The following is a 15,680-nucleotide window of genomic DNA, read 5'->3' as shown; positions in this document are numbered from 1 at the left end:
TTGGTTTTTCGTGGTGGAGCTGGACAGAATTGAACTGACGGCCTCTTGAATGCCATTCAAGCGCTCTCCCAACTGAGCTACAGCCCCACGTGGGCCGGAACGCGTCCGGGAGGTCGAAAGTATCGATTCCGGCCAAATTGTCAAGACCGCAGGGCGGCCGGGGCGGAAAATCCCCCCGGGCCCCGCGCGGCGCGGCCTTTCCTATTTGAGGATCGTGCCGCAGAATTCCCGGGAGAACTCGCTCATGCTCATGGCGCCCTTCTTGTTCGCCCCGTCCTCGCAGCCGCGCTTGCACATGCCGACGCTGAGCGCGGCCGAGAAGCCCGTCAGGCCCTCCTCGCCCATGAGCCGGGGCCCCAGGGCCTCGACCACGTACTGGCAGCCCTCCAGATCCATCTGTTTCCCGCCGTCGTAGCAGGCTTGATAGATCTGGTACACGTCCTTGCAGGTGGCCTGCTTGTCGGCGGCGGCCCCGGGCAGGGCCCAGGCCAGCAGCAGCGCGGCGATCACGGCAATGCGCATGGTGCGTCCCTCGTTGGTGTTGCGGGTTGGCGTCGTCCCCTGATGGCAGCGCCACCTTAGCAGAAGCGCCCCCGGCGCGTCACCGGGAATCCGCGCCCCCGCCCTTGGGCCAACTGGCCTCGTCCAGCAGGAACATCAGGTTCTTGTACGGCAGGCCCGCGTGCAGCGACAGGCCGATTTCGCAGGTGCGCGAGGTGGAGTAGCCCACAGTGCAGCCGCGCACCTGTTCGCCCAGCCCGGCCAGGGCCGCGGCGTTCAGCTCCGGATGGCTGAAGCCCCTGTCCCCCGCGAAGCCGCAGCAGAACACGTCCTCGGGCACGACCACCTCGCGGGCGCACTTGCGCGCCAGGGCCTCCATGGGCCCGGCCAGGCCCATCTTGCGCGAACTGCACGTCACGTGCAGGGCCACGCGCCGATTCACGGGCGTGAACTCCAGGCGTTCGGCCAGGTATTTGGCGGCGAACTCCACGGGCTCCAGCAGCTCCAGGCCCTTGATGTGCTCACGCATGCGCGCCAGGCAGGGGCTGGTGTCGCACAGGACGGGCAGAGCCCCGTTGCCGCTGGCCGCGCGCAGGGCGCATTCCAGCTCGCGCAGCTTGGCCTCGGCCTGGGCCGGGAAGCCCTTGGTCTCCCACGGCTGACCGCAGCACAGCCGGGCCATGCCCTCGGGGTGGACCACCGTGCAGCGCGCCTTGGCCAGCACGGACAGGGTCCGGTCGCGCAGGGCGCTCTTGTCCGGGTCGTGCTTTTCGGGGCCCATGTGCCGCGCCACGCAACTGGGGAAGTAGACGACCTTGAAGTCGCCGTCCTCCAGGGCCGTGCCCCGGGGCCGCGCGGCCGCGCGGGGCATGGAGACGTTCCAGCGCGGGAAGCGCCTGCCGGGCTTGCCGGAATACTTGTGCAGCGCGCCGGACACCGCATCCATGGCCCGGTCGCCCAGGATGTCGTGGGCCGCGCCCGCAACGCGCAGGGCCACGCCCAGGGCGGCGGTGGTCAGGGGCATCTGGGCCGCCGTGGCCGAAGCCATGACCAGGGCCGCCTTGCCGTGGCCCATGGAACGGTAGTGCTTGATGAACTTGCCGGTGTCGATGGTGACCGGGCAGCGCTGGGAGCACAGGCCGTCGGCCGCGCAGGTGCCTTCGCCATCGTAGCCGTAGCGCTTTTCGAAGGCCGCCAGCTCTTCGGCGCCGGGCTGGCCGGCCTGTTTGCGCCGGGCGATCTCGCGGTAGGCCACGATGCGCTGGCGCGGGGTCAGGGTCAGGTTGCGCGAGGGGCAGACGGGTTCGCAGAAGCCGCACTCGATGCAGCGGTCGATGCCTTCGTCGGCGGCGGGCAGGGGCTTCAGGTTCTTGAGATGCGCCTGGGGGTCGTCGTTGAGGATGACCCCGGGGTTGAGCAGGCCGCGCGGGTCGAACAGGGTCTTGATTTCGCGCATCAGGGCGAAGGCCGCCGCGCCCCACTCCAGCTCCACGAAGTGGGCCATGTTGCGCCCGGTGCCGTGCTCGGCCTTGAGGGAGCCCTTGTACTTGTCGGCGACCATGTGCGTCACGTCGTCCATGAACGCGGCGTAGCGGTCGATCTCCGACTGCACGTTGAAATCCTGGGTGAACACGAAGTGCAGGTTGCCCTCCAGGGCGTGGCCGAAGATGATCGCCTTGTCGTAGCCGTGCTTGGCGAACAGGGCCTGCAGGTCCAGGGTGGCGTCGGCCAGGGACTCGATGGGGAAGGCCACGTCCTCGATGATGACCGTGGTGCCCGCCTCGCGCACGGCGCCCACGGCGGGGAACAGGCCCTTGCGCACGTTCCACAGTACGCCGAAGGCCGCCGGGTCGGCGGTGAATTCGTGCTCCGTCAGGCTCGGGATGTGCGCGATGGTCTTGCGCACGGTGGCGATGTGCTTGTCCAGTTCCTTTTTCGTGGCGCCGCGTACTTCCACCAGCAGGGCCGCCGCCCCGGGGCCCAGCTCGGCCAGGCCCTCGGGCATGCCGGGCTTGCCCTGCACCGAGGCGATGGACGCGCGGTCCATGATCTCGGCGGCGGACACCGCCCCGCGCAGGGCCGCCGCCGCCTCGCAGGCCGAGCGGATGTCCGGGAAGCGCATCAGGGCCGAGGCCTTGTGCGGGTGCTCCACCACCGTGCGGTAGACCACCCGCGAAATGAAGGCCAGCGTGCCCTCGGAGCCCACCAGCAGATGCTGGAGGATGTCGAAGGGGTCCTCGAAATCGACTAGGGCGTTCAGGCTGTAGCCCGTGGTGTTCTTGATCTTGAACTTGCGGCGGATGAGCGCGGCCAGGTCCTCGTTGGCCAGCACGCGGGCGCGCAGGGCGGCCAGCCCGTCGAGCAGGGCCTTGTGGTCGGCGGCGAAGGCGCGGCGGCTTTCGGGGTCGCCGGTGTCCAGGGCCGTGCCGTCGGCCAGCACGAGGCGCATGGAGTCCAGGGTCTTGTAGGAGTTCTCGGCCACGCCGCAGCACATGCCCGAGGCGTTGTTGGCCACGATGCCGCCGATCTTGCAGGTGTCGATGCTCGCGGGGTCGGGGCCGATCTTGCGGCCATGGGGCGCGAGGATGCGATTGGCGTGGCTGCCGATGATGCCCGGCTCCAGGGCGATGCGCGCGGCGTCGTCCAGAATCTCCCAGTGCCGCCAGCTATCGCCCAGGCGCACGAGAATGGAATCGCTCACGGCCTGGCCGGACAGGCTGGTGCCCGCCGCGCGGAAAGTCACGGGCACGTTGTGGCGCGCGGCGATTTCCAGGATGCGCACCACCTCGGCCTCGCTCGTGGCATCGACCACGATTTTGGGGATCAGGCGGTAGAAGCTGGCGTCGGTGCCGTAGGCCAGGGTGCGCAACGGGTCGGTATGAAGACGTTCCGTGGCGATGAACGTCTGGAATTCCTTGAGAATGCTATCGTACGGAACGGGAAGTGTCGGCTGCATGGGGCGGCTCCTTTGCGGTTGGCGTCGGCCCGGCCTTGAAGCCGGGTTCTTCCCCATAGCACGAAATCCGACTGAGGAACAAGCAATTGCCCGGCGGCCCCGTTGGTTGCGCTTCGCAGGTGAAGCGCGGCCCGCACCAGACGGCGGAGAACACCGCACCCGCCCCGGGACACTCCCGGGCTGGCGCAGGCGCGAATTGCTTATCAGCCAGCGTCAGCCGTGGATTTCCAGGAAAGCGACCGCCCGGGTTTCGGCATAGGTCGCCGCGCTGCGGGCGGCAGAGAATCCCACGTGGCCTCCGGTGGCGGGAGTCTCCAGGTGCAGCACGGCGCTGTCCCGGGCCAGGGCGCGCGGGTAGCACTCCGGGCCCAGGAAGGGGTCGTCGGCGGCATTGAGCACCAGCAGCGGCAGGCCCACACCCTCCAGCACGCGCGCGGCGCCGTTGCGGGCGTAATAGTCCGCGGCATCGGCAAAGCCGTTCAGCGGCGCGGTGTAGGCGTCGTCGAACTGGCGGAAGGTGCGCAGGGCGTCCAGCCCGGCCCCCTGGGGGCAGCCGGACAGCAGCCCGGGCCGCGCGGAGGCCTTGGCGCGCATCTTCTCCTTGAGGCTGCGCATGAGGTAGGCCTGATAGAGCCGCGCGGCGCCACGCTCCAGGGCGCGCACCGAGGCCGCCAGATCCAGCGGCGCGGACACCCCCACCCCGGCGCACACCTGGGGCGGCACACGCTCCGGGGCCTCGCCCAGGTACTTGGCCACCTGGTTGCCGCCCATGCTGAAGCCCACCAGGGCGGCGCGGGCGTAGCCCCCGGCGGCCAGGGCCCGGGTCAGGGCCGCATGCACGTCGCCGGTCTCCCCGCTGTGGTAGGTGCGCGCGAGGCGGTTGGGCTCGCCCGAGCAACCCCGGTGGTTCATGGCGCACACGTCCCAGCCCGCGCCGTTCAGGGCCCGGACCATGCCGCAGACGTATTTGCGCCGCGAGTGGCCCTCCAGGCCGTGGATGACCAGGGCCACCCGCGCGGCGCGGGCGCCCCCGGGCCCGGCGGCCAGACTCCAGTCCAGGTCGATGAAGTCGCCGTCGGGCAGTTCCAGACGCTCGCGGCGGTAGGCCACGGGCACGGGCGGACGCAACAGGAAGGGGTACAGGGTCTGAACGTGGCCGCCGCGCAGGCAGGCGGGCGGGCGAAAGGCCGGGGAAACCAGGGGCACGGGCAGTCTCCTTCGTTTGAGCCGCCCAGGCTACCCCCGTCCGCCCCGGGCCGCAACCGCCGCGCGGACGCGCGCGGCGCGGAGCCGGCCCCGGCCCCGGCCCGCCGGGCCGTCTTCCCGTCCGCCGGTGCCCGGCTCCGGGGCCGGGGGCCGCTCCCCCCGGCGACCCGGCCCTTGCCTCGGGGCGGCCATTGCGGCTACATGGCGAAAATGAGCGCCATCACCACCTCGGTCTTCGACCTTTTCAACATCGGCCCCGGCCCGTCCAGCTCGCACACCATCGGCCCCATGCGCGCGGCCTGCGACTTCCTGGAGCGCGTGCGCGCCCTGCCCGGGGCGGTTCTGGCCCGGGCCGACGGCCTGCGCTGCCACCTCTACGGCTCGCTGTCGGCCACGGGCGACGGCCACGGCACGGACAAGGCCGTGCTGGCCGGGCTGCTGGGCTACAGCCCCGAAACCGTGCCCCAGGCCCTGCTGGACGAACTGCTGGAACACCCGGCCCGACGCCACCCGCTGCCCGTGGACGGCGCACGGCTGGACCTGGGGCCGGATACGGTGGTCTTCGATGCCGTGGAACATGCCTTCCCCTGCAACAATACGCTGGTGCTGCGGCTGCTGGCAGGCGGCGAAACCCTGCTGGAGATGGAGTACCACTCCGTGGGCGGCGGGTTCATCCAGTGGCGCGGCTGGCAGGAGCCGGACCTGGGCCAGCCGCCGTACCCCTACGCGACCATGGCCGAACTGCGTGCCCAGCTCGCGCGCACGGGGCTGGCCCTGCACGAGCTGATCCTGGCCAACGAGAAGGCGCTCTACCGCCGCAGCACCCGCGAAATCGAGGAGCAGCTCGACCGCGTGATGCGGCACATGGAAAACGCCGTGCGCCGGGGCTGCGAAACCGAAGGCGTGCTGCCGGGCTGCATCGGCCTGCGGCGCAAGGCGCCGATCCTGGTCCGCCGCGCGGGCGAGTCGCACCACAGCTCCGACCGCTTCCTGATGCTCATCAACGCCTACGCCATGGCCGCCGCCGAAGAGAACGCCGCCGGGCACGTGGTGGTCACGGCGCCGACCTCGGGCTCCTCGGGGGTCATCCCCAGCCTGCTCTACGTGCTGCACAACCACATGAAGCTGCCGCGCGAGGCCGTGCGCCAAGGCCTGCTGGCCGCCGCCGCCGTGGGTTTCCTGGTCAAGCGCAACGCCTCCCTGGCCGGGGCCGAGGTCGGCTGCCAGGGCGAAATCGGCACGGCCTCGGCCATGGCCGCCGCCATGCTGGCCTACGCCAAGGGCCACGCGCTCCAGGTGGCCGAAAACGCGGCGGAAATCGCCCTGGAACACCACCTGGGCCTGACCTGCGACCCCGTGGGCGGCTATGTGCAGATTCCCTGCATCGAGCGCAACGCCATGGGCGCGGTCAAAGCCTACAACGCCTACCTCATGGCCACCCTGGGCGACCCCGCCACCCAGGTCATCGACCTGGACAAGGCCATCTGGACCATGAACCAGACCGGGCGCGACATGCACTGCAAATACAAGGAAACCGCCTTGGGCGGTTTGGCGCTACATATGCCGAGGTGTTAGGCGTATCAAGGGCTGATAAGCAACGGAAAGAATTGAACCCGAATACATTTGGCGAGGGACAAAACAGGGTAAAGGCTGCCTCCGGAAGCGTAGGGCGAAGACCGGCGCGCCGTCTTCTTCGCTCACTCCTCCCCGCCCCCGATACGCCCCCGGCCCTGCTTCACGGCGCCGCGGCGCTTCTTGGCTTCCAGGCGGCGCTGGCGCGAGGCCTTGGTGGGGCGGGTGGGGCGGCGGGGTTTGGGGCGGGCCAGGGCCGCGCGCAGCAGGGCCGCCAGCCGCTCCACGGCCAGGTCCTTGTTCGCCGCCTGGGAGCGCGTGTCCTGCACGCTGACGCGCAGGACGCCCTCGCGGGTCAGCCGCGAAGCCAGGCGCTCCAGCAGCCGCGCCCGCGCCGCCTCGGGCAGGCAGGCCGCCCCGGCCACGTCGAAGCTCACGGTCACGCAGGTGCTGACCTTGTTCACGTGCTGGCCGCCGGGCCCGGAGCTGCGCGTGGCGGAGAACTCCAGGTCACTGTCGGGAATAACTATTGAATCCAGAATCACAGGCATATACTAGAAGTCCGTGCCCGGGCGCTTGCGGCCAGGGAAAAAAGGCTTATCTGACGAGTGAAAAATTCCTCCCCAAAAGCCGCCCCTGGGGAGAGGCAAGGCGAAAGCCCGGGTTCACGCGCCGACGGACACGCGCCAGAGGCTGGAACCTCCGGGCCACGCGGCGGACACTCTTCGGGGACGGCCCGATACTCCACCCGGCCAGGGTGCCAGACGCGGCGCCCGGCGTAAAGCGACAGGAGAACGCATGAAAATCGCCATTCCCAGCAAGGAGCAGGACGGCGCCCACGTGGTGGACGCCCACTTCGGCCACTGCCAGTTCTTCACCATCCTGACCGTGGATGACGAAACCCGCGAAATCATGGTCGAAGAGCACCTCGTGCCCCCGCCGACCTGCGGCTGCAAATCCAACCTGGCCACGACCCTGGCCCAGGACGGCGTGACCGTCCTGCTGGCGGGCAACATGGGCCAGGGCGCGGTGGACACCCTGGGGCGCGCGGGCATCAAGGCCCTGCGCGGCTACGAGGGCCAGGTGCGCCACGTGGCCGAAGGCTGGCTGGCCGGGGAAACCGTGCCCGCCTCGCCCATCTGCGACCACCACGGGCACGACGACGGCGCCTGCGGGCACCACCACTGATCCTTCGCCACCTTCATTCGCAGGCCGCCTGAAAGCCGCCGGACGCACCCCCTGCCCCCCACGCCCAACGGCGCCGGGCCCCGGCGGGAGCGCGTACGGCGGTTTCCGGGCGGTCCGCCAAACGGCGCCATGCGCCATGGGAGCCTTCGTGACCGAAACGACCATTTGCCCCTGCGGATCGGGGCTGCCCTTCGAGGCCTGCTGCGGGCCGATCATCTCCGGCGCCGCCCCGGCGCCCACCGCCGAGGCCCTGATGCGCTCGCGCTACAGCGCCTACGCCACCGGTGCCATCGAACACGTCCGCCAAACCCTGTGCGCGGCCCAGCGCGGCGACTTCGACCACGAGGCCTCCGCGGCCTGGTCGCGCAACTCCGACTGGCTGGGCCTGGAAATCCACGCCACCGAGGCGGGCGGCGAGGCCGACCAGCGGGGCATGGTGGAGTTTACCGCGTCCTTCGCCCTGGACGGCGTGCCCCAGCAGCACCGCGAAAAGGCCGAATTCCAGCGCGAAGACGGCGCCTGGGTCTACATGGACGGGCAGGTGCGCGGCAACCCCACCGTGCGGCGCGAGGCACCCAAGACGGGCCGCAACGACCCCTGCCCCTGCGGCAGCGGCAAGAAATTCAAGAAATGTTGCGGGCGCTAGGCCCCGGCGCCCGAGGCCGCGCGTGAGCGCGGGCCCGCGCCCCCGCACGCCCCAGGCCACACGCCCAGGCCCGGACGCCGTACCGGGCCCGGCATCGCGCCTGGATGCAGCCTCCGGCAAGGACACGGGGCTGCCCGGGCCACGGGCCGAGCCCCCGGACATGGCTCGGAACATGGTCCCGGACATGGCTCCGGACATGGCCCCGGACAATACCCCGGGCACGCGGCCGGGCACCGCCCCGGCCCTGCCGCCCTATACCGTGCGCGAGAGCCCGCGCGCCCGGCGGGTGACGCTGCGCATCTCCCCGCGCGTGGGGTTCGAGGTGGTCGTGCCCCGGGGGTTCGACCACACGCGTATCCCGGCCATTGTCCAGGACCGGGCCCAATGGGCCGCGCGGCACCTGGAACGCATGGCCGCCCAGGGCTGGAGCCCCCACGCGGCCCCGGCCCCGCCCGCGGCCCTGCCCCTGCGCGCCGTGGGCCGCGACGTGGCGCTGCGCACGGCCCACGACCCACGCAAACCCCCGACCCTGCGCCAGCTCGGGCCCGACGCCCTGCTCCTGGCGGGCGACACGGCCGACGGGCCCGCCTGCCGGGCCCTGGTGCGCGCCTGGCTCAAGGCCCGGACCCGCGAAGCCCTCGGGCCCCGGCTGCGCGAGCTGTCCGCCGCCCTGGGCCTGCCCTGCGCGGGCCTGCGCGTGCGCGCGCAGAAAACGCGCTGGGGCAGTTGCTCGGCCTCGGGCATCATCAGCCTCAACTGCACTCTGCTCTTCCTGCCGCCGGAGCTGGCCGATTACGTGTTGTATCACGAATTGTGTCACATTCGGTATCTCAACCACTCCCAGGACTACTGGAACCTGCTGGAATCGCTGCTGCCCGGAGCCCGCGCCCTGGACGCGGCCCTCAGCTCCCCGGCCTTCGTGCCCGCCTGGCTGCGGCTCTAGCGTCGCGCCCTCAGGGCGCCGCCCGTCAGGACGGGACGAAAAATTTTCCCCTCCGCCAAAAGCAAGAAAACAGGCCCCCGTCCTCGGAACGCAACGGAGGGGCGTCCGTGCCGCCCCGGGCCACACGCCCGCCCGGGCCGGGATCACGCCACCGCCACCCCAACCCGGGGCACCGGACGAGGGCGGGCGGCCCGGGCCGGGCCGCCTGCCGGGAAACCAAAGGCCGAGGGCGTTCAGAACAGGTGCGCCTCAAGAAAAAAATCCAGGCTACCCCCACCGTTGCACAGGCAAGGGCAGCCCGGATTTTCCCGTTGAAGCGGCAGGCCGCCGTTTGGGAACGGCCCGCTAAGGCTTGGGCAGCGCCGAGGCAATGGCCTCGGCAAGGGTGATCGTGGGCCGCCCGGTCAACCGGGACAGACCCGCCCCGGCATCGAACAGCGCCCCCCGCGCCGCGCCCGCGTCCGAATCCGCAAGGATTTCCGCCAGCCCGGCGGGCAGCCCGGCCCCGACCAGCGCCGCGCCGTACTCCGCCTGCGCCATGTCGGTATACCGCACGGCCCTGCCGGACTGCCGCGCCAGCTCGGCCGCGTATTCCGCCAGGGTGAAGGCCGTGTCGCCCGCAAGCTCGTGGACCGTGTTCGCGGCCGCCCCCCCGGTCAGTGCGGCCACCGCCGCCTCGGCGTAGTCGACGCGGGCCGCGCACGATATCCTCCCGGCCCCGGCGCAGCCGATGAGCGCGCCGTGCTCCAGCGCGGAGGGGATGAACCCGGCGTAGTTCTCGACGTACCAGCCGTTGCGCAGCAAGACGTAAGGCACGCCGGAGGCCTTGATCCGCTCCTCCGTGGCCTTGTGCTCGACGGCCAGGGCCAGGGGCGAGGTATCGGCGTGCAGGATGCTCGTATAGGCCAGCAGCCCGACCCCTTCCCGCCGGGCGGCGTCGATGACCGCCGCGTGCTGCGCCACGCGTCGGCCGACCTCGCTGGAGGAGACGAGCAGCAGCGCATCCACCCCGCGCAGGGCCGGGCCCAGTGTTTCCGGGCGCGAATAGTCGGCCTGGCGCAGGGTCACGCCAAGGGCCGCAAGATCGGCCGCCTTTTCCGGCGACCGCACAAGGCCCACGATTTCGGCAGCGGGCACCCTGGCCGCCAGACCCTTGACCACCAGACGCCCCAGTTGACCACTCGCACCGGTTACGGCAAGCATCGCGCTCCTCCCGTGTTGCGGTTTTCTTCCAAGAGGTGCAGGATACCCCAGGCGCTCACTTTTCGTAAGTACGCACCTTGGAGTAAGTGCAAAATGCCCCGACAGCCCACCACCCCCGGGCAGGCCCGGACGCTTTCCGCGCGGATTGCGCGCGGCGACGTGCTGTGCGGGAAATGCCCCTCACGCGCCATCCTCAGGCACGTCACGAGCCAGTGGGGGGTGCTCGTTTTCCTCGTCCTGCTGCGCGGCACGCACCGCTTCAGCGAAATCCGCAGGCGTATCGGCGGGGTCAGCGAAAAAATGCTGGCGCAGACCTTAAGGACGCTGGAGCGCGACGGGTTCGTGGAGCGCCACGCACACCCGGTCGTGCCGCCGCATGTGGACTACGACCTCACGCCCCTGGGGCGGGAGGCGGGCGAGCACGTCCGGACCCTGGTCGATTGGATCGAGGGTAACCTCGGGGCGATTGCGGGCGCGTCCGGCGCGGCGCCGGACGAAGCGGAGCACGAAGCGGACGGGGCCGACGGCCAGCCGCCCGCTCCGGCGGCCGGGCCTGCGGCGTAGCTCCCCCCGGCCGCTGTTCAGCCCGGCCATCCCCGAAGAAGAGGCCCTGCCGGCGCCTCAGGCCGGGGGCGCGTCGGCGGGATCCCGGTCCCCGGTGGTCAGGCGGCAGCAGCCATCCTTGTCCATGAAGCAGACCTCCACCGTAATGGGCCCGTAGAGCGTGGCGAAGCTCAGGGCCAGCACCGGGCCGTCGCAGCAATGGCGGATGCGGTGCCCCCGGCCGGTAATCACCGAGGGCGTGCCCGCGCGCAGGATGCGCCCCGATGCCGCCAGCCCCTGGCGGGCCTTGCCCGAAATCATGTTCGTCAGTTCGCCCACGGCGTCGATGACCGTGTCGTCGAGGTCCGTCAGCCGTTCGGCCAGCATGTTGCCGACCACGGCCAGGGCGCAGCGCGCGCTGAAGGTCACGGAGATGGTGCCCGTGCATTCCCCGGTCAGGCCGATGATGCCCGAAATGTCGCCGCTGGCCACGGCGCAGGCCTTGAGGCTCGGCTTGCCCGGCGTGGCGCGGACCTGGGCCATGGTGCCCAGCACCTCGACGACGGCGCTCAGGAACGGGTTGACGATGGTCACGTCGATGCGGCTCATGGAAGGCCCCCTCACCGGATCGGGCGGCGACGCGGGCCGAAACCAGCGGGAAACCCCGCGCGGTGCGGCATGCGGCAACCCGGCTGTCTGCTGCCAGACCCGTGGCTTTCCGTCCCTGCCTCACGGCAGGTTTGGCTTTTTCTGCTCCTTTTGCTCTAGGGTGCCCCCTCCCGGGGCGTCAAGGAATTTCGCCGCGCGGCACGGGGGTTTCCGTGCGCCATCGCCCTGCGGCCGCGGCCCCGCGCGGCCACCCCGCGCCCCCAGTCGGCCGGGCCCGGATTTTTCCGCACTCCGGGCGGTTTTCCGGCGCGGGAATTGATGATACCACCGCCCCATGCAGACCATACGACTCAAGAAGGGCCGGGAGAAATCCCTGCTCCGCCGCCATCCCTGGATCTTCTCCGGCGCCGTGGACAGCGTGGACGGCTCCCCCCGCCCGGGGGACACCGTGGACGTGCTCGCCGCCGACGGCCGCTGGCTGGCCAGCGCCGGGTATTCCCCGAACTCGCAGATCATGGCCCGCGTCTGGAGCTTCACGCGCGGGGAGGCCGCGGGGCCGGAGTTCTTCCTGGCCCGGGTGCGCGCCGCCGTGGGCGCCCGGGCGGCTCTGGCCCCGGCCGTGCCGCCGCGCGCCTGCCGCCTGATCCATGCCGAATCCGACGGGCTGCCTGGCGTGGTGGCCGACCGCTACGACGACTGGATTTCCTGCGAGTTCCTGACCATGCCCGCCGAACGCCACAAACGCGACATCGCCCTGGCGCTCCTGGAGGCCACCGGCGCCCGGGGCGTGTGGGAACGCTCGGACTCCGACGTGCGCGCCAAGGAGGGCCTCGTGCCCCTGGCCGGGCACCTGGCGGGCGACGAGCCGCCCGACCCCGTCGTCATAGAGGAAGGCCCGGCCCGCCTGCTGGTGGACATCCGCACCGGCCACAAGACCGGCTACTACCTGGACCAGCGCGACAACCGCCGCGCGGTCATGGACCTGTGCGCCGGGCGCGACGTGCTCAACTGCTTCAGCTACACCGGCGGGTTCGGCGTCATGGCCCTGCTCGGCGGCGCCGCGCGCTGCACCAACATCGACACCTCGGCCCCGGCCCTGGACATCGCCCGGGCCAACATGGACCTCAATGCCCTGCCCCGCGAGCGCGCCGAGTTCCTGACCGACGACGTGTTCGCCGCCCTGCGCCGCCTGCGCGACCAGGGCCGCACCTTCGGGGCCGTCGTCCTCGACCCGCCGCGCTTTGTGGACTCGCGGGCCAATATCCAGCGCGGCTGCCGGGGCTACAAGGACATCAACCTCCTGGCCCTGCGCCTGCTCGAACCCGGCGGCCTGCTGTTCACCTTCTCCTGCTCCGGGCTCATGGACGAAGACCTCTTCCAGAAGGTCGTGGCCGGTGCGGCGTTGGACTCGGGCCGCGACGCGCGCATCGTGCGCCGCTTCGCCCAGGCTCCGGACCATCCCGTGGCCCTCAACTTCCCCGAGGGGCAATACCTGAAGGGATTCCTGGTCCAGGTGGTGTAGCCGGGCCGCGCCCGGGCGGCGCGGAACCGTCCGGGCAGGGCGCAAGGCGGCGCGGCACGCCTCTTGTTCCTCTGCCGGTCTGCCCAGCGCTCCGGGGGCGGGAGGCTCCGGCCTCCCGCCCCCCGGCGTTGCGGAGCCCGGAGCGGGCCCGTGCGGCTATGCGTCCTGGTGTTTGCGGCTGCCCGCGTAAAGGTCGTAGAGCAGCAGGCGGCATTCGATGGGTCCGTTCCTCAGCGGCAGGCGGGCGCGGGTGCGCAGGCCGACGTGCGCGGCCAGGCGCGAGTTGCCCGTGAACACGGCGCCCACGTAGCCCTGGCAACGCTGTTTGAAAAAGTCGCCCAGGGCGGCGTGCAGCGGCTTCAGCTCCTCCTCGTCGCCCAGGCGCATGCCGTACTCCGGGTTGACGATGAGCAGGTTGACGGCCCGGCGCAGGGGCTCGGGCACGACGGTTTCCCGGAAATCGCAGGTGTCCAGCTCCACCAGGGCGTCCAGCCCGGCGGCGGCGGCGTTGTGGCGGGCGGCGGCCAGGGCCTGGGGGTCGTGGTCGGTGGCGATGATGCGGCCCCGGGCGGTGGGGCGCGAGCGGGCGCGGGCCTCGTCGCGCAGGGCCTGCCAGCGGGCGGGGTCGAAGGTCGGCAGGTGCCGGAAGGCGAAATCCTCGCGCAGCAGGCCCGGGGCGGTGTCCGTGGCCATCAGGGCGGCCTCCAGGGCCAGGGTGCCGCTGCCGCACATGGGATTCACCAGATGCCCGCGCCCGGCGTACCCGGCTCCCAGCAGGCAGGCGGCGGCCAGGGTTTCGCGCATGGGCGCGCTGTGGGGCATGGTCCGGTAGCCGCGGTTGGACAGGGGCTCGCCGCTGGTGTCCAGGCTGAGGGACACGCTGCGGCCCTGCCAGTGCAGGGAGAGCACGGTGCCGCGCCGGTCGGGCCCGGAATCGGGGCGCCGCCCGCGAACGGCGGCGATGCGGTCCACCACGGCGTCCTTGACGCGCTGGTTGGCGAAGCGCGCGTCGCGGATGGTCGGGTTGTCCACGCTGGAAACCACGGTCAGGTAGCCGTCGGCGGGCATGGCCTCCTCCCAGGGCAGGGCGGTGATCGCCTCGTAGAGCTGGTCGGCGTTCTCGGCCTTGGTGCGCAGCACCTCCCACAGCACGCGGTGGGCCGTGCGCAGGTGCAGGTTCAGGCGCAGGCAGTCGTCCAGGCTGGCGCGCAGGGCCACCCCCAGAGGGCGAACGGCCTCGGGGCGCAGGCCCAGGGCGCGGATTTCGCGCTCCAGCATGGGCTCCACGCCCCCGGCGCAGGTGACGAAAACGAAACTCTTGCGGTGCATGTCGAACACGGGGGCTCCGGGGTGCGGGTGTGCGGGGCGGGCGTGCCCTGGGGCGGTGCATAGCCCGGCGGCGCGCCGGGGGCAAGGGCGGGCGTTGCGGCTTGACCTGCCCGAAGATTTGCGGTCATCATGTTCTGTGCATCGTTGCGCCCCGGCAGCCTCGGCCCCGGGGCCCGGCTCATCCGGGGTCGGCAGCGACGCGCCCGCACCTCCAGCACCCCAACCCAGCAAGGACCGGCCATGATCGGAACCATGCGGCGGCTTGGCCGCCTGTTCGACCCCAAGAGTGCCAAATCCCTGATTCTCGCCCTGGACCACGGCGCCAGCGAGGGCATGATCCCGGGGCTGACGGAGTTCCCGGCGCTGCTTGCGGGCAGCGCGCAGCTCCCGGTGCAGGGCGTGGTGCTCAACAAGGGCCTGGCCCGGGCCAGCGTCCCGGCCATCGACCTGAACAAGCGCATCGTCATCCAGCTTTCGGCGGGCACCAGGCACGGCGTGCCGACCTACAACCAGAGCCTGGTCTGCTCCCTGTCCGAGGCCCTGCGCCTGGGGGCCGACGCGGTGTCGGTGCACGTGAACATCGGCAACGACCTGGAAGACCGCATGCTCTCGGATTTCGGCCTGGTCACCGACGAGGCCCACGGGCTGGGCATTCCGGTAATGGCCGTGATCTACGCGCGCGGCGGGCAGATCGTCAACGAGCTGGACCCCGCGCTCATCGGCCATTGCATCCGCCTGGGCGGCGAGCTGGGGGCGGACATGGTCTGCGTGCCCTATTCCGGCGACGCCGAGCGCTTCGCCCTGGCCGTGGCGGCCTGCCCGGTGCCGGTGCTGCTGGCGGGCGGAGCCGGGCAGTCGAGCTGGGAGGCCTTCAAGCGCACGGTGGCCGACGGGCTGGCCGCCGGGGCGGCGGGCGCGGTCATCGGGCGCGGCATCTTCCAGCACAAGGACCCCCTGGGCGCCCTGGCCGAGGTCTGCACCCTGGTCCATGGCGACCCGAACCCCGAAACGACCTGATTCGCAAAGGGCGCACCATGAGCACGCAACAGACCATCGACGTGGAGTATCGGGGCGGCATGTCCGTGGCGGCGCTGATCGAGGGCCGGGCCATCGTGACCGACCAGCCCGTGAAGGACGGCGGGCAGGACGCGGCGCCCTCGCCCTTCGACCTGTTCCTGGCCGCCCTGGCCACCTGCGCGGGGCTCTACGCCCAGCGCTTCTGCGAAAGCCGCTCCCTGTCCACCGAAGGTCTGGGCCTGCGCGTGACCTGCACCTACGCCGACAAGGGCTTCCACGTGGAGGCCATGGACTTCGCCCTGACCTTGCCCGAGGGCTTCCCCGAGAAATACCGCGACGCACTGCTGCGCGCGGTGGACCTGTGCACGGTGAAGAAGCACATCGTCACGCCGCCGCGGTTCTCGGTGCGCATCGCCGAATAGACCGGGCGGGAAAACAGGCCCGG

Annotated in this window: 15 protein-coding genes, 1 tRNA gene and 1 riboswitch; of the genes, 8 read left to right on the top strand and 8 right to left on the bottom strand. The window is 71.3% G+C overall.

The genetic code is table 11. The features are described from left to right. Positions 1-11: 11 nt before the first annotated feature. The 4 genes from ACZ5KV_RS07765 to ACZ5KV_RS07750 all read right to left on the bottom strand — a co-directional run bounded on the left by ACZ5KV_RS07765 (position 12) and on the right by ACZ5KV_RS07750 (position 4,663). Positions 12-87: transfer RNA gene (locus ACZ5KV_RS07765), tRNA-Ala, on the bottom strand. Between the two features lie 114 nt (positions 88-201). Then, a complete protein-coding gene (locus ACZ5KV_RS07760; protein WP_464241771.1) occupies positions 202-522 on the bottom strand; it encodes a hypothetical protein in 321 nt (106 codons plus the stop codon). A gap of 79 nt (positions 523-601) precedes the next feature. Beyond that, entirely contained in the window at positions 602-3,457 is a 2,856-nt protein-coding gene (locus ACZ5KV_RS07755; RefSeq protein WP_464241770.1) for an FAD-binding and (Fe-S)-binding domain-containing protein, read from the bottom strand. 213 nt (positions 3,458-3,670) lie between these two features. Beyond that, positions 3,671-4,663 carry a YheT family hydrolase gene (locus ACZ5KV_RS07750; RefSeq protein WP_464241769.1) on the bottom strand — a complete coding sequence of 331 codons (993 nt, stop codon included), beginning with the start codon at positions 4,661-4,663 and terminating at the stop codon, positions 3,671-3,673. Positions 4,664-4,873: 210 nt separating this feature from the next. On the opposite strand from ACZ5KV_RS07750, the gene ACZ5KV_RS07745 reads away from it, so the two are divergent. Further along, positions 4,874-6,238, top strand: coding sequence for an L-serine ammonia-lyase (locus ACZ5KV_RS07745; protein WP_464241768.1), 1,365 nt, complete (start codon positions 4,874-4,876; stop codon positions 6,236-6,238). A gap of 122 nt (positions 6,239-6,360) precedes the next feature. Here the strand turns inward: ACZ5KV_RS07745 and arfB are convergent, their stop codons facing one another. Beyond that, positions 6,361-6,786: an alternative ribosome rescue aminoacyl-tRNA hydrolase ArfB gene (arfB, locus tag ACZ5KV_RS07740; RefSeq protein WP_464241767.1), complete on the bottom strand. Its 426-nt coding sequence runs from the start codon at positions 6,784-6,786 to the stop codon at positions 6,361-6,363. Between the two features lie 247 nt (positions 6,787-7,033). On the opposite strand from arfB, the gene ACZ5KV_RS07735 reads away from it, so the two are divergent. The 3 genes from ACZ5KV_RS07735 to ACZ5KV_RS07725 all read left to right on the top strand — a co-directional run bounded on the left by ACZ5KV_RS07735 (position 7,034) and on the right by ACZ5KV_RS07725 (position 9,012). Next, positions 7,034-7,423 (top strand): NifB/NifX family molybdenum-iron cluster-binding protein, encoded by a 390-nt coding sequence (locus ACZ5KV_RS07735; RefSeq protein ID WP_464241766.1) that lies wholly within the window; start codon positions 7,034-7,036, stop codon positions 7,421-7,423. Between the two features lie 148 nt (positions 7,424-7,571). After that, on the top strand, positions 7,572-8,069 hold the full coding sequence (locus tag ACZ5KV_RS07730) for a YchJ family protein (protein ID WP_464241765.1): 498 nt from the start codon (positions 7,572-7,574) through the stop codon (positions 8,067-8,069). 160 nt (positions 8,070-8,229) lie between these two features. Next, positions 8,230-9,012: a M48 family metallopeptidase gene (locus ACZ5KV_RS07725; RefSeq protein ID WP_464241764.1), complete on the top strand. Its 783-nt coding sequence runs from the start codon at positions 8,230-8,232 to the stop codon at positions 9,010-9,012. Between the two features lie 345 nt (positions 9,013-9,357). On the opposite strand, the gene ACZ5KV_RS07720 is transcribed toward ACZ5KV_RS07725, so the two are convergent. Continuing rightward, positions 9,358-10,215, bottom strand: coding sequence for an SDR family oxidoreductase (locus ACZ5KV_RS07720; RefSeq protein ID WP_464241763.1), 858 nt, complete (start codon positions 10,213-10,215; stop codon positions 9,358-9,360). 93 nt (positions 10,216-10,308) lie between these two features. On the opposite strand from ACZ5KV_RS07720, the gene ACZ5KV_RS07715 reads away from it, so the two are divergent. Beyond that, positions 10,309-10,779, top strand: a complete 471-nt coding sequence (locus ACZ5KV_RS07715) for a winged helix-turn-helix transcriptional regulator (RefSeq protein ID WP_464241762.1) — start codon at positions 10,309-10,311, stop codon at positions 10,777-10,779. Positions 10,780-10,836: 57 nt separating this feature from the next. On the opposite strand, the gene ACZ5KV_RS07710 is transcribed toward ACZ5KV_RS07715, so the two are convergent. Further along, positions 10,837-11,367 carry a chemotaxis protein CheX gene (locus ACZ5KV_RS07710; protein ID WP_464241761.1) on the bottom strand — a complete coding sequence of 177 codons (531 nt, stop codon included), beginning with the start codon at positions 11,365-11,367 and terminating at the stop codon, positions 10,837-10,839. A gap of 70 nt (positions 11,368-11,437) precedes the next feature. After that, positions 11,438-11,513, bottom strand: a riboswitch (cyclic di-GMP riboswitch). Between the two features lie 188 nt (positions 11,514-11,701). Here ACZ5KV_RS07710 and ACZ5KV_RS07705 point away from each other — a divergent pair. Continuing rightward, on the top strand, positions 11,702-12,889 hold the full coding sequence (locus ACZ5KV_RS07705) for a class I SAM-dependent rRNA methyltransferase (RefSeq protein WP_464241760.1): 1,188 nt from the start codon (positions 11,702-11,704) through the stop codon (positions 12,887-12,889). A 156-nt stretch (positions 12,890-13,045) separates the two neighbouring features. Here the strand turns inward: ACZ5KV_RS07705 and ACZ5KV_RS07700 are convergent, their stop codons facing one another. After that, on the bottom strand, positions 13,046-14,218 hold the full coding sequence (locus tag ACZ5KV_RS07700) for a THUMP domain-containing class I SAM-dependent RNA methyltransferase (RefSeq protein ID WP_464241820.1): 1,173 nt from the start codon (positions 14,216-14,218) through the stop codon (positions 13,046-13,048). Positions 14,219-14,458: 240 nt separating this feature from the next. Between ACZ5KV_RS07700 and ACZ5KV_RS07695 the strand changes: the two genes are divergently transcribed. Then, complete coding sequence (locus ACZ5KV_RS07695) at positions 14,459-15,235, top strand: class I fructose-bisphosphate aldolase (protein WP_464241759.1); 777 nt, start codon at positions 14,459-14,461, stop codon at positions 15,233-15,235. A 17-nt stretch (positions 15,236-15,252) separates the two neighbouring features. Further along, positions 15,253-15,657, top strand: coding sequence for an OsmC family protein (locus tag ACZ5KV_RS07690; protein ID WP_464241758.1), 405 nt, complete (start codon positions 15,253-15,255; stop codon positions 15,655-15,657). Positions 15,658-15,680: the final 23 nt, after the last annotated feature.

It is taken from the genome of Desulfocurvus thunnarius (assembly GCF_055390965.1).
Note: the sequence above shows the minus strand (reverse complement) of the source record. Positions and strands in the feature narration are given on the sequence as shown.